Source organism: Pseudoduganella sp. jia 12 (assembly GCF_055502675.1).
The window spans coordinates 580,914-597,547 of the sequence record NZ_JBUXKP010000004.1 but is presented as its reverse complement, the minus strand read 5'-3'; the positions used below and the strand labels follow the sequence as shown (position 1 = coordinate 597,547).

The window sequence follows — 16,634 nt, the reverse complement described above, 5'->3', positions numbered from 1 at the left end:
CATTCCTTCCGTCCCCATTTTTCAGGAAATGTTTCCTTTTTGCATCACGGCAGCTTCCTGAACCCTTCCGCCTTCACGACCCGCTTGCCATTGTCCGGGAAGCCGGGGGCAGGCCTGCAGTTCACAGCACCAATGCAGAAAGCGCCCGAGACCATGCGCCTGGTACGCCATCGAGACCGGCTCGGGACTTGTGTATAACGAGGTGGGCGGAGGCTCGGGCCTGGTTGTTCCAGGCGCCGTCAGGGTTTTCGTGGCGCGAACGATTTATTCGCTGCGTATATGCGTGATAAAACAACAGCCCCAGCTCTTCTGGTGCATCGTCCGGCAGTCATCGGGCTGAACCGAAAACCAGCACGCGTTCCACAATGGTACGCAACTTTCCCTGCACTGAATAATCTGAACAAAAGTTTCCGATAACGCATTTCGGGACTGGCATTCCGTATGAACGCCCGGAATATTTCAATGCCGCCCATTGCTTATTTTGCAACCAACAGCCTACACTGTTGCCTTGCTTCGGTCGTGGGATGGAACCGCCTCGCAGGCGGCTTTCCTATTTACATTCGTCATGCCGCGCCTGAGTCCGGTGCTGTCCGACGGCATGCCGGCTGAGCCGGCCATCAATGAATGCGTTATATCCAGGCATATGGCTTGCATATCGATTTGAAACTCTTGACGGGTCAGTCTGCCTGCCAGCCTGGCCGTCGCGGTACCACGTCGGCAGCAAATCGGCGTGATTGAAAATAAACGACAGGCGCACACCAGGTAATCAAACCTGATCCAGCAATCCGATTCGCGGTTTTCTGGGTCGCCACCAAATAAAACCGGGGAACCACCATGGCAGTTTTCATCAGCGCCCAAGACCTCGTCATCAACGAATCCGCCGGCTTCGTCGATTTCATCGTCAAACTGAACCAGAGCAGCACCTCTTCCATCAGCGTCAACTACCGCATCGACGGTTTCACCGCCGCCAGCGCGGATTACACCTTCACCAGCGGCACGCTGACGTTCGCGCCCGGCGTGACCACCCAGGTGGTCCGCGTCAACCTCACCAACGACGTGCTCGTCGAAAAGCTGGAAAGCTTCGCCCTGAACCTGTCGGCCCCCGTCAACGCCCTGCTGGCCGATGACCAGGCGGTCGCCACCATCGTCGACAACGACACGGCCGCCAGCACCGGGAACAAGGCCAGCCTGTCGGTACGCGATGTGGCCGTCGACGAAAAGGCCGGCACGGCCACGTTCGCCATCGTGCTGGACAAGGCGACCTCGGGCAGTTTCACGGTGGCCTATGCCACGGGCGGCGGCAGTGCGACGGCCGGTGCCGACTACACGGCGGGCAATGGCACCGTCACCTTCGCCGCCGGGCAAACGGTCAGGCACGTGACCGTGGCCATCGCGGACGATGCAGTGGCCGAGCTGGAAGAGCAATTCAACCTGGACCTGGGCGCGATCACCGGCAGCGCAGCCGGCCAGGTACAGATCGCCGACGGCACCGGGACCGCGCTGATCGGGCGTGGCGACCGGACGGCGGTTGCCACGCCGACCATCACCGCGTCGGACATCATCGTCAGCGAGTCGGAAGGCTACGCCGAGTTCACCGTGAAACTGCATGCGCCGGGCCTTGCGGACGTGAGCGTCAACTACCGCATCGACGGCGTGACCAGCGGCTCGTCCGATTATGGCTTTACCAGCGGCACCCTGTCATTCGCGGCGGGCGTGACCATGCAAACGGTGCGCGTTCCGCTGACCGACGACCTGGTCGCGGAAAAGCTGGAAAGCTTTGCGCTGAATCTGTCGGCCCCCGTCAATGCCGTGCTGGGCAATGACCAGGCGCTCGCTACCATCGTCGACAACGATACCGCCGCAACGAGCACGAACAAGGCAAGCCTGTCGGTGCGCAACGTGGTCGTCGACGAACGGGCTGGCACCGCCACGTTCGATATCGTGCTGGACAAGGCGGTATCGAACACGTTCAGCGTGGCCTATGCCACCGCCAACGGCACGGCCGCCAGTGGTTCGGACTTCACGGGCGTGAGCGGCACGATCGGTTTCGCCCCTGGCCAGACCGTCCAGCGCGTGTCCGTGAAGATCCTCGACGAGGCGACGGCCGAGCTGGAAGAGCAGTTCCACCTGACCCTGGGCGCGGTCAGCGGTAACGCGGCCGGCGAGGTACAGGTCGCCGACGGCACGGGAACCGCACTGATCGCGCGCAGCGACCAGACGGCCTTGGCCACGCCCACCATCGGCGTGGCGGACATCGTCGTCGGCGAAGGGGATGGCTACGCCGAATTCATCGTGAACCTGAACGCGCCGGCGACCTCGCAGGTAAGCGTCAATTACCGTATCGACAGCTACACGGCAATTTCGTCGGACTACGGCTTCGCCAGCGGCACGCTGTCGTTTGCCCCGGGCGAGACGACGCGTACGGTACGCGTGGCGCTGGCCGACGACCTTGCCGCCGAGAAGCTGGAAAGCTTTGCCCTGAACCTGTCGGCCCCCGTGAATGCGGTGCTGGCCGACGACCAGGCGATCGCCACCATCGTCGACAACGACACGCTCGCCAGCACCACGGCCAAGGCCGGCCTGTCCGTGCGCGACGTGGTCGTTGATGAAAAGGCGGGCACGGCAACGTTCGCGATCGTGCTGGACAAGGCGGTACCGGACAGCTTCAGCGTTGCCTACACCACCGCCGGTGCCACTGCGGTAGCGGGCCAGGACTATGTGGCCGCCACCGGCACGATCAGCTTCGCCGCCGGGCAAACCGTGCAGCACGTGACCGTGAACATCAGCGATGACGCCACGGTGGAGATGGAAGAGCAGTTCAACCTGAACCTGGGAACGATCAGCGGCAACGGTGCGGGTTTCGTGCAACTGGCCGACCGTGCCGGCACCGCGCTCGTCGGACGCGGCGATCAGACGGCGGTTGCCACGCCCACCATCACCGCGTCCGACATCGTCGTCAGTGAATCAGCCGGGTACGTGGATTTCGTCGTCAGGCTGAACGCGCCGGGGGCCGCGCAGGTGAGCGTCAATTACCGGCTCGACAGCATGACCGCCACCTCGTCGGATTATGGCTTCACCAGCGGCACGCTGTCGTTCGCCCCCGGTGTCACCACGCAAACCGTGCGGGTGCCGCTGACCGACGACGTGACGGTCGAAGCGCTGGAAAACTTCGCCCTGAACCTGTCGTCCCCGGTCAATGCCGTGCTGGGCGATGACCAGGCGCTCGGCACCCTCGTCGACAATGACACGCTCGCCAGCACGACGGACAAGGCGAGCCTGTCGGTGCGCGACGTGGTCATCGACGAGAAGTCCGGTATCGCCACGTTCGATATCGTGCTCGACAAGGCGGTAACCAGCACCTTCAGCGTGGCGTATGCCGTCGCCGACGGCAGCGCGACGGCGGGCACCGACTATACGGCAGCCAGCGGCACGATCAGTTTCGACGCCGGGCAAACCGTCCAGCGAGTCACCGTGAATATCACCGACGATGCCACGGCGGAGCTGGAAGAACAGTTCCAGCTGAACCTGGGTGCGATCACGGGTACCGGGGCCGGTTCCGTGCAGGTCGCCGATGGCGCCGGTACCGCACTGATCGGGCGCAGCGACCAGACGGCCCTGGCCACGCCCACCATCACCGTTTCCGACATCGTGGTCAGCGAGTCGGATGGGTATGCCGAGTTCGTGGTGGTGCTGAATGCGCCGGGCGCGTCGCAGGCGAGCGTCAATTACCGCGTCGACGCCTTCACGGCGACGTCGTCGGACTACGGCTTTAGCAGCGGCACGCTGTCCTTCGCCGCGGGCGTGACGACGCAGACGGTGCGGATCGCGCTGGCCAACGACGTGACCGTCGAAAAACTGGAAAGCTTCGCCCTGAACCTGTCGTCGCCGGTCAACGCCGTACTGGCCGGCCCCCAGGCCATCGCCACGATCGTCGACAACGACACGCTTGCCAGCGCCGCGGACAAGGCAGGCCTGTCCGTGCGCGACGTGGTCGTCGATGAAAAGGCGGGGACGGCAACGTTCGATATCGTGCTGGACAAGGCGGTGTCGGATACCTTCAGCGTGGCCTATGCCAGCGCGAACGGCACCGCGTCGTCGGGCGCGGACTACACGGCGGCCAGCGGCACGATCCGCTTCGCGGCCGGGCAGACCGTCCAGCACGTAACGGTGAACATTGCCGATGACGCCACGGCCGAACTGGAAGAGCAGTTCCAGCTGAACCTGGGGGCGATCAGCGGCAACGCGGCCGGCCTGGTGCAGATCGGCGATGGCAGCGGCACCGCGCTGATCGGGCGCAGCGACCAAGGGACGCTTGCGCTGCCATCCATCGGCGCGGCCGATATCGTGGCCGGCGAAGGGGATGGATATGCCGAATTCGTCGTGAAGCTGAACGCGCCTGGCACCTCGCAGGTGTATGTCAATTACCGCGTCGATGGCCTGAGCGCCACTTCATCGGACTATGGCTTCACCAGCGGCACGCTGTCGTTCGCCCCGGGCATCACCACGCAAACGGTGCGCGTGGCGCTGACCGATGACGTGACCGTGGAAAAGCTGGAAAACATCGTCCTGAACCTGTCGTCGCCGGTGAATGCCGTGCTGGCCGACAACGGGGCGCTTGGCACCCTCGTCGACAACGACACGCTCGCCAGCGCGGCGGGCAAGGGCGGCCTGTCGGTGCGCGACGTGGTCGTCGATGAAAAGGCCGGCACGGTGACGTTCGACATCGTGCTGGACAAGGCGGTGTCCGACACCTTCACCGTGGCCTACACGACTGCCGGCGCCACCGCGGTGGCGGGCTCGGACTATACCGCGAACATCGGCTCGGTCAGCTTCGCCGCCGGGCAGACCGTCCAGCACGTGACCGTCAACATCATCGATGACACGGCTGCGGAGGTGGAAGAAGCGTTCAACCTGAACCTGGGCGCCATCAGCGGCAACGCGGCCGGCCTCGTGCAGATCGCCGACGGCAGCGGCACCGCGCGGATCGGCCGCAGCGACCAGGCGGCGGTGGGCACGCCATCGATCAGCGCGTCCGACGTCACCGTCAACGAAGGCGCCGGCTATGCCGAATTCGTGGTCAGGCTGAGCGCGCCCGGCGCCTCGCAGGTCAGCCTCAACTATCGCGTCGACAGCCTGACGGCCAACTCGTCGGACTATGGCTTCGCCAGCGGCACACTGTCGTTCGCCACCGGCGTGACCACGCAGACGGTGCGCGTGTCGCTGACCGACGACCTGGTCGCCGAGCCGTCCGAAACCTTCGCGCTGAACCTGTCTGCCGCAGTCAATGCGGTGTTCGGCGATAACCAGGGGATCGCCACGATCGTCGACAACGACCAGGCGGCACGCGCTGTCGTACAGGGTGACGCGATCGAGGCTGCCGACCCGGGCATTCGGCTGGTCGGCGTGGCCGAGGCCTGGCTGGCGTGAATGGAAACCCGGCACGACGACGCTGCATGTCGTGCCGGCCCGGGCCGGGTGCCGGGGCGGCGGCATGCCCGCCACCCCCGGCACCGCACACCGGCGGTTTCACGCCGCCGGCTCATGGCAGCTTCCTGAACCCTTCCGCCTTGACGACCCACTTGCCATTGTCCGGGAAGCCGGGCGCAGGCCGCGAAGGGCCGTTGTCCCAGCCGCCGGCCATCATGCCCACGGCGGCAAGCAGGGCGCCGTTGCCAGGCAGGTAGACGGGCAGGCCCGTGTTGGGATTGTGGCCGGCAGCCGTGTAGGCGTTGTTCGGACCATCCGTTTTCAGCAGCACGTCCACCGCCAGGTCCGGCGCTTCCAGCCGCGCCGCGGTCATTGCCACCATCGGGTAATCCCAACCCCAGATCTTCGTTGCCCAGTCCCAGCTGGCCAGCGTGGCGTCCAGCGTGCGGCGCATCACGGCGCGGTCGACGCCGTCGCCGGGCAGCTGGCCGAACGCCATCAGGAACGACGGGTGGTCGTGGCGGCTGGCGAGGTTGTCCCAGGTATCCGGCGTGCTTTCGATCGCCACGTACTTGCCGTCCTTTTGCGGCAAGGCGGACAGGTGCGTGCGGCGGTGCTCCCAGTCGGCGTCGCGCGGCAGGCCGAGGCGCTCGCGCCATTGCTGGGCGATTTCCAGGCCGCGCGCCCAGTAACTCAATTCATACGTGGGGTTCATGCTGGTGGCCTGGTCGTAGATCTCCTGCGCGATCCACATCGGCGGGCCCAGCACGTAGCGCTGGCGGGCTTCTTCCCAGTGCAGCATCGATGCCATGCCGGCCGCCGTTTCCATCACCAGCTCGCGGTAGCGTTCCAGCGTGGCCGGCGACGGATCGGCGCGATACATCAGTTCGGCCAGGTGGATCGGGTGCGGCTGGTTCCACATGATCATCGGGTTGCCACCGGGGCTTTCGCGGCCTTCCGGCCCCGTCATCTTCATCCAGCGCGCGCCTTTCAGGCCACGTTCGGCCGCCACCGCGCGGGCCGACGGCAGCGTGCGCTGGAACCAGGTGAGCGTGCGTGCCGTGTAGTCCGGCCGGCCCCACAGCGCGAAGTGCGCCGTGTGCCACCACACCATTTCCGTGTGGTGCTTGCCATACCAGGTCGACGTCGTCAGGCCGCTTTCCTGCGCGGGCAGCGTATCGCCCAGCTGGATGCCGGCCAGGTATTGCGACAGCACCACGCGCCGTTCCAGCTCCTGCGCGCGCGGGTCGGTGCTGCCGGCGAAATCGATGGCCGCGCCGCTTTGCCAGTAATCCTTCCAGTGCCGGCTGCTGGCGTCGAACACGTCGGCGCTGCGCGGCGCGGGAGCACGGCCTTCCTGCGCGAACGAGACCGTGATGTCCAGCGTGTCGCCGCGCGCCGGGGCGATGACGAAGGCGTGGGTGTCCGGCCGGGTGATCGTCAGGGGCGCGGCGCTGGCCACCGTCATGGCATAGCGCGATGCATTGTGCGAATCATTGCGCGATTCGCCGCGCAGGTGCTCGACGGCCAGCAATGCCGGCTTCTGTTCGAGCACATTGGTGCGGTGCGCTTCCGGTCGCGACCAGTCCAGCGGCGGATTGTGCTTCACCTTCAGGTCGTAGCCCAGCGGCAGCGCGATGCGCACGGCCAGCGCGCCGCGCGCCAGCAGGGGAGAGCGGATGCGCAGCGCCACCGTGTCCGTCTCCGGATCGGCGGCGCTCGATACGGAAACCGGCTGGCCCCGCAGCGTGACGCGGCTGGCCAGGTGGCCCTGCCACAGGTCGAGGCGCTGGTCGACCGCGCTGATATCCGCCGGCACCAGCGGGCGCGCGCCGGCACCGGTCAATACGAAGCCGATGCGCGGCAGCGGCTGGGTGTGCGGGTTCTCGCGCAACCACTGGCCGGCCGGCGAGTCCTGGTTCGTGGGGTAGCCCAGCGTGCGGCCGTGGGCCGTGAAGTCGCGGTTCGCATCCGACAGCTTGTAGTTGTTCGGGTTCGCGTTCGTGTGCCAGCTCCAGCGCGCCTGCGTTTCCGTCGCCGTGCCGTTCTTGTAGTAATGGTCGGCAAAGGTCTGCAGGCCTGTCACGTCCGCCGTGAACGCAAAGCGGCCATTGCCGACGGAGAGCGGCGACCACGGGTCGATTTTCGTCAGGTGCGGATCGTGGCGCTTCACCACGGCGTGGCGATCGATCGGTGCCGCCTGCGCGGCGGTGGCAAGCAGGGCGGCGAACACGACGAGCGCGGCGCGGCAGCGAGGGAAGGGTGTCGTCGGCATGGGTGTCCCCGGTATTGGTATCGGGCCATGGTAAGTCGCAACGGACAACCCTGCCATCGCCGCCGGCCATTCGCTCAACAGGATGAGCGGTGCTGGCCAATGGCCCGCTGTTGCGCGTACACTGGCGGGCCGTGTCCGCCAAAAAACGCCATGAAGAAAAATTTGCTCCTCCTGTGCTACGCGCTGCCACTGCATGCGCTGGCCGCCTCCTGTCTGCCCACCGACGCGCTGATCGAACGCGACCGCCAGTACGAGGCGGCGCTGGCCACCGGCAACGCGGCCTTCCTGCGCGAGGCGCTGGCGGACGATTACGTGTGGGTGCACTCGCTGGGTTCCGAGATCGAAACGAAGCCCGTGCTGCTTGCGCGGATGGAAAAGCCGGGCCGGTTCAAGTCGCGCACGACGAGCGACGTGCAGGGACGCGCGCTGGGCGATACGGCCGTGCTGCACGGGATATCGATCGTCGAGCAGTGGCAGGCCGACGGCAAGACATTCAAGACCAACCGTTACCAGTTCATGCGCACGTATGTCAACGTGGATGGGCAATGCCGGCTGCTGGCGGTGCAGACGATGAACCTGTCATCGCGATAAGGGGAACGCGATGCCGATCGTCGCTGCCTGTACGGAGTAAGGGGAACGCAATGCCGATAGATCGCTGGCTGTGCGGAGTAAGGGGAACGCAATGCCGATAGATCGCTGGCTGTGCGGAGTAAGGGGAACGCAATGCCGATAGATAGCTGGCTGTGCGGAATAAGGAGAACGCGATGCTGAGAGGTAGCTGCCTGTGCGGCGGCGTGGCCTACCGGGCGGACGGGCCGGTCCACCATGCGAGCCACTGCTATTGCACGATGTGCCAGAAGCAGCATGGCGCGGGTGCCGGATCGTATGCGAACGTGGACACGGCCGGTTTCACGATCGAGCGGGGACGGGAGCTGGTGGTGGAATACGCGTCGTCGGCATCCGGCCGGCGCGATTTTTGCCGCGTCTGCGGTTCCACGCTGTTCTGGCGCAGCACGGAATCGCCGGAGACGATTGCGGTCACGCTGGGCACGCTGGAGCCGCCGTACGACGGCCCCGTGGAGCGTGAGTTATTTACGGAAACAAAGCCGGCATGGCTGCCGGCGAGGTAGCAACAGCTGGCGGATCTCAGCGGTAGAACGCTTCGACCTTGCCTTTCAGCTTGATCAGCATGGGCTGGCCCTTGCGGTCCAGCGACTTGCCGGCCGGGACCTTGATCCAGCCTTCGCTGATGCAGTATTCGGACACGTCGAAACGTTCCTTGTCGTTGAAGAGAATGCCGATGTCGTGTTCGAACACGGCGGGCACGTGGAAGGAGCTGCGCGGGTCCGTGGACAGGTGGTCCGGCAGTTCTGGGCGTTGAGTGGTATCGTTCATGGGCGCCAATTATCCTTCAGATGACGGCGCACGACAACACCAACCCGCTGGAGAACGACCCTTGGCCCATCAGTCCATCCTGGAATTTTCCACCGTCGGGCGCGGCACGCGCGACATCACCGATGCCGTGGCGAAGGCCGTGCGCGAGTCCGGCGTCGCCTGCGGGCTGGCGCACGTGTTCGTGCAGCATACGAGCTGCTCGCTGACGATCACGGAGAATGCCGATCCGGACGTGCGGCGCGACCTGGAAACGGTCGTGGCGCGGCTGGCACCGGATGGCGACCCGGCTTACCGGCACGACGCGGAAGGGCCGGACGACATGGCGGCCCATGCCCGCACGATGCTGACGGACACGGCGCTGACGGTGCCCGTCGGCGGCGGCCGGCTGCTGCTTGGCACGTGGCAGGGCGTCTACCTGTGGGAACACCGCACGGCGCCGCACCGGCGCACCGTGGTCGTCACGGTGCTGGGCTGACCTCTCCCGAATGGGGCGCTGCCACGGCGCCGCCATGGCGGTAAGCTTGGGGCATCTTTCAGGAGGATGCGATGGCCGGCCAGTGCGAACACTTCAACCAGATCCACACGTACGAGCCGCGCACGAACGGATGCGAGGAATGCCTCAGGATGGGCGACACGTGGGTGCACCTGCGCACCTGCCTCGTCTGCGGCCACGTGGGCTGCTGCGACCAGTCGAAGAACCGGCACGCGACCAAGCACTTCCACGGCACGGGGCACGCGATGATGCGTTCGCAGCAGCCCGGGGAGACGTGGGGGTGGTGTTACGTCGACCAGCGGATGTTCGATCCGATCTGAGCGTCGGCCCGGGCTGTCAGGCGGTCCAGCGGCTGAACTGGCCGGCGTCGACGCCGTTCGGCACATACCACTTCTTGCGCGCCGGATCCCAGCGGGCGCCCAGGCGCTTGGCTTCATCCTTTTCGGCGAACGGCACGTTCAGGAATACCTGCGCCTTGGCCGGTGCGCCTGCGCCACTGCCGCCATGTCCGCCGCCGCGCGGTGTGTTGTCCGCCAGCGTGCCTGGCGGCGGCAGCGTGGTGGCCGGCGGCGTCGCCTCGACCTGGCTGCCGTCGGCCAGCACTTCGACCCAGCGCTTCCCTGCCGGGGAGTCGATGGCGAGCTTGTAGGGCGGGTCGAAGGGGAAGTCGGTGGTCATGGCGTCGGTGCGTTGTCGGGAAGCGGGCACGCATTATAACCTCGGCGGAGGATGGCCAGCCGGATCGCCATTGTCAAAAAAATATTAAATCCTTAGAATCCCCGGTTACTTCAACTTATACGGGATCCATCATGTTCGTCCGATCGTTGTTTGCCCTGCTGTGCTGTGCCGCCGTCTCGCAAGCCGCCTTTGGCCAGCTGAATTACCGCGAGGTGAAAGGCGGCAAGGACCATCCGCTCCTGTCCCGGTTCGAGGGATCGAAAATGGTGGGATACAACGTGATCGAGTACGAGCAGGCGGCGCTCCCAGCCAGCAGGCCCTATTTCAGGAACAACCAGGTCCAGGTCGATAATCTGCTGAAGCCGGAAGGCAAGTACACGCGCATCGCCTATGTCTTCGCGAAAGACCGTTCCGGCCTCGAAGTATTCCGCAACTACCAGGCGGCGATTGCCAAGGCCGGGCTGAAGGTCGTCTACACGTGCGAAAAGGAAGCGTGCGGCAACCTGTATTCGTTTTATAACGCCAGCTACCTGATGCGCGATGGTTTCATCCAGACTGGCGTCCAGTTCAGCAACGCGTTCAATTCGGGCCTGAACGAGCCTCGCTACCTGCTGGCAAAGGGGACCCAGCCCGATGGCGGCGACGTGCACGTGGCCGTGCTGGTCGCCGCGCCGCTGCGTAATGAGCTCGGTGGCATTTCGCTGCAGATCGTCGAAGGCAAGCCCATGGAAACCGGCAAGGTCACGGCCGCGCTGAACGCCGGCGACATGGCGAAGCGCATCGCCGCCGAAGGCAAGGTGGCCGTGTACGGCGTGTACTTCGACACCGGCAAGACGGCCGTCAAGCCGGAATCGAAAGAGGCGCTGGCCGAGATGGCCAGGCTGCTGCAGCAGGACACGAACCTGAAGGTGCACATCGTCGGCCATACCGACAACCAGGGTTCGCCGGCGCACAACATGGAGCTGTCGCAGAAGCGCGCCGAGTCCGTCGTGAAGACGCTGGCGACGGACTACAAGGTCGATGCGAAGCGGCTGAGTGCAAAGGGCGTCGGTTCGTACGCACCCGTCGCCTCGAACGATGCCGAACCGGGGCGCGAGAAGAACCGGCGTGTGGAGCTGGTGAAACAATAATTGCAGTCGAGTCCGTGTTGCCGGACCATGGCCCGGCAACACGAGCGCATCAGCCGCACTGCTGTGCCGTTCAAACGCCGCGCCCGCCGGGAATCGCGGATAATCCGGCCACCGGCCACCGGCCACCGGCCACCGGCCACCGGCCACCGGCCACCGGTCACCACTGGCCACATCGGGCATTCCATGGAACTGCAATTTCTCGGCACCTCATCGGGCACTCCCACGAAAACGCGCAACGTGGCGGGCGTGGCGCTGCGCTCGGCGGATGGCTGGGTGCTCGTCGATTGCGGGGAGGGCACGCAGCACCGGATCCTGCACACGAACCTGTCGCCGCACGACCTGCGCGCCATCTTCATCACGCACCTCCATGGCGACCATTGCTATGGCTTGCCGGGATTGCTGGCCAGCGCCGGGCTGCTGAACCGCACCGCGCCGCTCGCCATCGTCGGTCCGGCGCCGCTGGAGCGCTACGTGCGCGGCGTGATGGAGACCACGGCATTGCAGCTGCCCTATCCGGTCGAGTTCATCGACGTGATGGACGCCGGCCGCGCCGGCCTGTTGTCGGATCTGGCCGTGACCGCGACCTCGCTGTCGCACCGTATGCCGTCGTTCGCGTACGGGTTCACCGAGAAGACCGTCGAACGCAAGCTCGATGCCGGCAAGCTGGCCGCCGCCGGCGTGCCGCGCGGGCCGCTGTGGGGCGAACTGCAGTCCGGAACGGATGTGACGCTGGCCGATGGCCGCATGGTGCGGTCGGTGGACGTGCTGCAGCCACCGCGCCGCCCGCGCCGCATCGTCGTCGCGGGCGACAACGATACGCCCGGCCTGCTGGCCGATTCCATACGCGACGCCCATGTGCTGGTGCACGAAGCCACGTATACGGAAGCGGTGCTGGAAAAAGTGGGGCCGGGCCCGCAACACAGTTCCGCCTTGCGCGTGGCCCGGTTCGCCCGCGAGGCGGCCCTCCCGAACCTGGTGCTGACGCACTTCAGCCCGCGCTACCAGGACCGGGGTGACGCGCTTGGCGGCGTGGCGACCCTGGCCGATATCGGGGCCGAAGCGCGAACCGCATACGCCGGAAACCTGTTCCTGGCGCGCGACCTGGCGCGCTACGCATTGGACAAGGCGGGAATGCTGTGGCAATTGCCGTGCCCTGAGGCATAATGCCGGCTCAACTTCCACGCCACCATGCCGCCCAACCTCCAAGCCCGCTACAGCGTCATCGCTTCCTACCTGCTCATCGCCCTGTTCCTGCTGCTCGTGCTGAAGAACGGCCTGCTGGGCGCCCTGTTTGCCGGCTTGCTGATGTTTTCGCTGATCCATGCGATCGCCCCGGCGCTGGGACGCCGCATCAGCGACGCGCGGGCCCGGATGGTGGCGGCGGCCGTCATCGGCGCGCTGCTGGTGGGCCTCATCGCGCTGGCGACGTGGGGGCTTGTCGTGCTGCTGCGGCTCGATGCCTACAGCGTCACGCACCTGTTCGTGCGCCTCGCCGACATCATCGACGCGTCGCGCGACCAGATTCCGCCTTGGATCAGCGAACACCTGCCGGTCGATGCCAATTCGCTGCGTGAAGCCGTCACGGCGTGGCTGCGCGAGCATGCAGGCGCGGCCCAGGCGGCCGGTGCCGAAGTGGGCAAGACGCTGACGCGCATCCTGCTCGGCATGGTGATCGGCCTGATGGCATCGCTGCACGACACCAACGAGGATGGCGCCCCGCACCGGCCGTTCATGGAAGCGCTGCTGCAGCGGGCCCGCTTCCTGTCCTGCGCCTTCCGCAACATCGTGTTCGCGCAGGTGTGGATCTCGGGGATCAACACCATCATCACGGCGATCTTCGTGTTCGTCGTGCTGCCGCTGGCCGGCGTGCACCTGCCGCTGTCGAAGACGGTGGTGGCGATCACGTTCCTGGCCGGCCTGCTGCCCGTGATCGGCAACCTGATTTCGAACACGGTGCTCGTTGTCGTCAGCCTGTCGCATTCGTTGCACGTGGCCGTGGCCGGACTGGCGTTCATGGTGGTCGTGCACAAGCTGGAATATTTCCTGAACGCCCGCATCATCGGCTCGCACATCAATGCGCGCGCCTGGGAACTGCTGGCGGCGATGCTGTTCGCCGAAGCCGTGTTCGGCGTGCCCGGCGTGATCGCCGCGCCCGTGTTCTACGCCTATATCAAGGATGAACTGCGGGCCCGCGAACTGATTTGAGCAACGCTACAATACGGGGATGACCAAGACCATTCTCCTCCAGCCCTATGACAAACCGGCCGGCGGCTTCGGTGCGCTGCACGGCACGGCCAAGGCGCTGATCGGCAATCCCGGCGCCCAGGCGCTGGCCACGCTGCCCCGGCTGAACCAGCCGCAGGGCGTCGACTGCCCCGGTTGCGCGTATCCAGATTCGCCGGACAGCAAGTCGGTCGACTTCTGCGAACAGGGCGCCTGGGCCATCGCCCATGAATCGGGCAAAGCGCGCGCCACGCCGGCATTCTTCGCCGCGAACACCGTCACCGCGCTGCGCGCCAGCGACCACTGGGAACTGGAGGCGGCGGGCCGCCTGACGGCGCCGATGCTGTATGACGCGGCCAGCGACACCTACCGCGAAATCGGTTGGGATGCCGCGTTCGCGCTGGCCGGCGGCGAACTGCGCGCGCTCGGCAACCCCGACCATGCGGTGTTCTACACGTCCGGCCGCAGCAGCAACGAGGCGGCATTCGCCTATCAATTGTTCGCGCGCGCATTCGGCACCAACAACCTGCCGGATTCATCGAACCTGTGCCACGAATCGTCCGGCATGGCGCTGACCGAATCGATCGGCGTGGGCAAGTCCACGGTCACGCGGGCCGATTTCGCCCATGCCCGGCTGATCATGAGCTTCGGCCACAATCCCGGCTCGAACCATCCGCGCATGCTGGGCGACCTGCGCGAGGCGAAGAAGCGCGGCTGCCGCATCATCATCTTCAACCCGCTGCGCGAACGGGGGCTGGAAGCGTTCGCCGACCCGCAATCGCCCGGCGAACTGCTGGGCGGTACCGGCACGCAGTTGGCCGATGCGTATTACCAGGTGCGCGTGGGCGGCGACCTGGCCGCCATCACCGGCATCGCCAGGGCGGTGGTGGAGGGCGGCGGCGTCGACCGGGAATTCATTGCCGCGCATACGGACGGCTTCGACGCCTTCCGTGACCTGGTCACGCGCCAGGCATGGCCGGATATCGAGGCGGCCAGCGGCCTGACCCGCGCGCAGATGGAGGAAGCGGCCGCCTACTACGTCGCGTCGCCGGCCACGGTCGCCGCCTGGTGCATGGGCCTCACGCAGAATGAGTTCGCCATCGAGACGATCCAGATGCTCGTCAACCTGATGCTCTTGCGCGGCAACGTGGGCAAGCCCGGCGCGGGGCTGATGCCCGTGCGCGGGCACTCGAACGTGCAGGGCGACCGCACCGTGGGCATCACCAGCCGGCCCAGGCCGGCCTGGCTGGCGGGCCTGGCGCGCGTGTTCGGCATCGCGCCGCCGGCCGCGCCGGGGCGCGATGCGATCGGCACGATCGACGGCCTGCTGGACGGAACGGTGCAAGCCTTCGTGGCGCTGGGCGGCAACTTCGCCGTGGCCGCGCCGGACACGCCCCGCGTGCTGGAGGCGCTGTCGCGCACGCGGCTGACGGTGCACGTGGCCACCAAGCTCAATCGCACCCACCTGTATCCCGGCAGGACGGGGCTGCTGCTGCCGTGCCTTGGCCGCACGGAGCTCGACATGCAGCCCACCGGTGCGCAATTCGTCAGCGTCGAGGACACGGCGTCGATGGTGCATGCGTCGATGGGGCGCAACCGCCCGGCCAGCGACCTGCTGCGCTCGGAGCCGTTCATCGTCAGCCAGCTGGCGCGGCACACGCTGGAAGGATCGGCATCGAAGCCGGCGATCGACTGGGAAACCATCGGCACCGACTACGACGCCACGCGCGCGCTGATCGAACGCGTGGCCGAAGGCGCCGTCGAGGGGTTCACGGCTTACAACGACCAGATCCGGCGCGAAAAAGGTTTTCAGCTGCCCAACAGCGCCGGGCGGCGCGCGTGGCACACGGCGACCGGCAAGGCCCGCTTCATCGGCCACGCGCTTCCGGTGGATACCATCATGGCCCGCGCCCGCGCGCGATACGGCGACGGGGTGCTGTGCCTGGCGACGATCCGCGCGCACCGGCAGTACAACACGACCGTCTACCGCGATCCGAAAGGGGAAGTGGACCGCTACCGTGGCGTGCACGGCACGCGGCAGGTGCTCTTCGTTGGCCGCGCCACGCTGGACAGGCTGGGCCTCGCGGATGGCGACACCGTGCGCGTGCGCGCCGCGGCGCCGGACGGCATCGAACGCTGCGTGGATGGGATGCGGCTCGTGGCAACCGATACACAAGGGGAAGACGTGTTCGGCTATTTCCCGGAACTGACGCCCCTGCTGTCGCCCGCGCTGGTGGCGCGCGGCTCGCACACGCCGGCGTTCAAGCAGATTCCGGTTCTGCTGGAACGGCGCGAACGGCCGGAGCGCGCGGGCTGATCAGGACAGGCGGCGCAGCCGCCGCGCCTCGAACGCCTTGTCGAAGAACGTGGAGAGCATCTGTTCCAGGCGTTCCGGCGTGAGCTGGGCGCACGGGACCGTGCCGGTTTCCTTGCCCGAGCCGTCGCGCGCGTGGCGGTCGAACGCGCTTTCCCATTCCAGCAGGCACGTGCTTTCCAGCGCGGTGAACGTGAGCGTGCAGGCATCGCGGCCCGCGTGCGCGGCCAGCCGGTTCTTGTCCGGCACGAACGTCAGGCGCACGAAATCGTTCCAGCCGTCGTTGCCTTCCTCGATCTTGCCGTCATAGTCGTGCTCATACATCTGCTTGCGCATCGCGGCCAGCTGCGGGCGGATCACGTTCTCGAGCGTGCCGCGGTACTGTTCGCGAAAGTCGAGCCGGGCCTGGTGCGCGGCCTGTTCCTGCGCTGCCTGCTGGGCGGCTGCCACATCGGCCTCGTGCTTGATCGCGGCTTTGGAAAAGATGGACATCGGTGAGTTGGTGTCAAAAACACCAGTGTACACGGGCCGCCCTGCAAACGATGCGCACGCATGGCCGGTGCGGGACATCGGGCGGCTTTCATGCTACTATTGGTTTTAAGCAACATCATTTCTCATCGCAGCCCGGTCCCTGCTGCCCTATTGCAACCGCACGCGTTGCACTTCTGCTGATATCTATATGAAACTATCCGACTTCAA

General features: G+C 66.3%; 13 protein-coding genes. 9 read left to right on the top strand and 4 right to left on the bottom strand.

Annotated elements, in window-relative coordinates:
- Positions 1-834: 834 nt before the first annotated feature.
- Positions 835-5,427, top strand: coding sequence for a beta strand repeat-containing protein (locus ACY65G_RS11910; RefSeq protein ID WP_464997556.1), 4,593 nt, complete (start codon positions 835-837; stop codon positions 5,425-5,427).
- 112 nt (positions 5,428-5,539) lie between these two features.
- Here ACY65G_RS11910 and ACY65G_RS11905 read toward each other — a convergent pair whose 3' ends face one another.
- Positions 5,540-7,702, bottom strand: a complete 2,163-nt coding sequence (locus tag ACY65G_RS11905) for a hypothetical protein (RefSeq protein WP_464997555.1) — start codon at positions 7,700-7,702, stop codon at positions 5,540-5,542.
- Positions 7,703-7,852: 150 nt separating this feature from the next.
- Between ACY65G_RS11905 and ACY65G_RS11900 the strand changes: the two genes are divergently transcribed.
- A complete protein-coding gene (locus ACY65G_RS11900) occupies positions 7,853-8,293 on the top strand; it encodes a nuclear transport factor 2 family protein (RefSeq protein ID WP_464997554.1) in 441 nt (146 codons plus the stop codon).
- Positions 8,294-8,466: 173 nt separating this feature from the next.
- Positions 8,467-8,832: a GFA family protein gene (locus ACY65G_RS11895; RefSeq protein WP_464997553.1), complete on the top strand. Its 366-nt coding sequence runs from the start codon at positions 8,467-8,469 to the stop codon at positions 8,830-8,832.
- 16 nt (positions 8,833-8,848) lie between these two features.
- On the opposite strand, the gene ACY65G_RS11890 is transcribed toward ACY65G_RS11895, so the two are convergent.
- A complete protein-coding gene (locus ACY65G_RS11890; protein WP_464997552.1) occupies positions 8,849-9,097 on the bottom strand; it encodes a DUF3297 family protein in 249 nt (82 codons plus the stop codon).
- 61 nt (positions 9,098-9,158) lie between these two features.
- Here ACY65G_RS11890 and ACY65G_RS11885 point away from each other — a divergent pair, with 61 nt between their 5' ends.
- Both ACY65G_RS11885 and ACY65G_RS11880 read left to right on the top strand, forming a co-directional pair.
- Positions 9,159-9,572 carry a secondary thiamine-phosphate synthase enzyme YjbQ gene (locus tag ACY65G_RS11885; RefSeq protein ID WP_464997551.1) on the top strand — a complete coding sequence of 138 codons (414 nt, stop codon included), beginning with the start codon at positions 9,159-9,161 and terminating at the stop codon, positions 9,570-9,572.
- Between the two features lie 71 nt (positions 9,573-9,643).
- Entirely contained in the window at positions 9,644-9,910 is a 267-nt protein-coding gene (locus ACY65G_RS11880) for a UBP-type zinc finger domain-containing protein (protein ID WP_464997550.1), read from the top strand.
- 16 nt (positions 9,911-9,926) lie between these two features.
- Here the strand turns inward: ACY65G_RS11880 and ACY65G_RS11875 are convergent, their stop codons facing one another.
- A complete protein-coding gene (locus ACY65G_RS11875) occupies positions 9,927-10,268 on the bottom strand; it encodes a DUF5710 domain-containing protein (protein ID WP_464997549.1) in 342 nt (113 codons plus the stop codon).
- Between the two features lie 131 nt (positions 10,269-10,399).
- On the opposite strand from ACY65G_RS11875, the gene ACY65G_RS11870 reads away from it, so the two are divergent.
- The 4 genes from ACY65G_RS11870 (at position 10,400) to ACY65G_RS11855 (ending at position 15,938) form a co-directional block, all read left to right on the top strand.
- Positions 10,400-11,398, top strand: a complete 999-nt coding sequence (locus tag ACY65G_RS11870) for an OmpA family protein (protein ID WP_464997548.1) — start codon at positions 10,400-10,402, stop codon at positions 11,396-11,398.
- 183 nt (positions 11,399-11,581) lie between these two features.
- Positions 11,582-12,562: an MBL fold metallo-hydrolase gene (locus tag ACY65G_RS11865; RefSeq protein ID WP_464997547.1), complete on the top strand. Its 981-nt coding sequence runs from the start codon at positions 11,582-11,584 to the stop codon at positions 12,560-12,562.
- Between the two features lie 24 nt (positions 12,563-12,586).
- Complete coding sequence (locus tag ACY65G_RS11860; RefSeq protein WP_464997546.1) at positions 12,587-13,603, top strand: AI-2E family transporter; 1,017 nt, start codon at positions 12,587-12,589, stop codon at positions 13,601-13,603.
- A 19-nt stretch (positions 13,604-13,622) separates the two neighbouring features.
- Entirely contained in the window at positions 13,623-15,938 is a 2,316-nt protein-coding gene (locus ACY65G_RS11855; RefSeq protein WP_464997545.1) for an FdhF/YdeP family oxidoreductase, read from the top strand.
- Here ACY65G_RS11855 and ACY65G_RS11850 read toward each other — a convergent pair whose 3' ends face one another.
- Positions 15,939-16,427: a hypothetical protein gene (locus ACY65G_RS11850; RefSeq protein ID WP_464997544.1), complete on the bottom strand. Its 489-nt coding sequence runs from the start codon at positions 16,425-16,427 to the stop codon at positions 15,939-15,941.
- Positions 16,428-16,634: the final 207 nt, after the last annotated feature.

What these genes read in the sequence shown, in the direction of transcription:
- ACY65G_RS11895 (WP_464997553.1), top strand. Translation starts at nt 8,467, where the DNA reads ATGCTGAGAGGTAGCTGCCTGTGCGGCGGCGTGGCCTACCGGGCGGAC.
- ACY65G_RS11860 (WP_464997546.1), top strand. Translation starts at nt 12,587, where the DNA reads ATGCCGCCCAACCTCCAAGCCCGCTACAGCGTCATCGCTTCCTACCTG.
- ACY65G_RS11890 (WP_464997552.1), bottom strand. Translation starts at nt 9,097, where the DNA reads ATGAACGATACCACTCAACGCCCAGAACTGCCGGACCACCTGTCCACG.
- ACY65G_RS11910 (WP_464997556.1), top strand. Translation starts at nt 835, where the DNA reads ATGGCAGTTTTCATCAGCGCCCAAGACCTCGTCATCAACGAATCCGCC.
- ACY65G_RS11855 (WP_464997545.1), top strand. Translation starts at nt 13,623, where the DNA reads ATGACCAAGACCATTCTCCTCCAGCCCTATGACAAACCGGCCGGCGGC.
- ACY65G_RS11875 (WP_464997549.1), bottom strand. Translation starts at nt 10,268, where the DNA reads ATGACCACCGACTTCCCCTTCGACCCGCCCTACAAGCTCGCCATCGAC.
- ACY65G_RS11900 (WP_464997554.1), top strand. Translation starts at nt 7,853, where the DNA reads ATGAAGAAAAATTTGCTCCTCCTGTGCTACGCGCTGCCACTGCATGCG.
- ACY65G_RS11865 (WP_464997547.1), top strand. Translation starts at nt 11,582, where the DNA reads ATGGAACTGCAATTTCTCGGCACCTCATCGGGCACTCCCACGAAAACG.
- ACY65G_RS11880 (WP_464997550.1), top strand. Translation starts at nt 9,644, where the DNA reads ATGGCCGGCCAGTGCGAACACTTCAACCAGATCCACACGTACGAGCCG.
- ACY65G_RS11850 (WP_464997544.1), bottom strand. Translation starts at nt 16,427, where the DNA reads ATGTCCATCTTTTCCAAAGCCGCGATCAAGCACGAGGCCGATGTGGCA.
- ACY65G_RS11870 (WP_464997548.1), top strand. Translation starts at nt 10,400, where the DNA reads ATGTTCGTCCGATCGTTGTTTGCCCTGCTGTGCTGTGCCGCCGTCTCG.
- ACY65G_RS11905 (WP_464997555.1), bottom strand. Translation starts at nt 7,702, where the DNA reads ATGCCGACGACACCCTTCCCTCGCTGCCGCGCCGCGCTCGTCGTGTTC.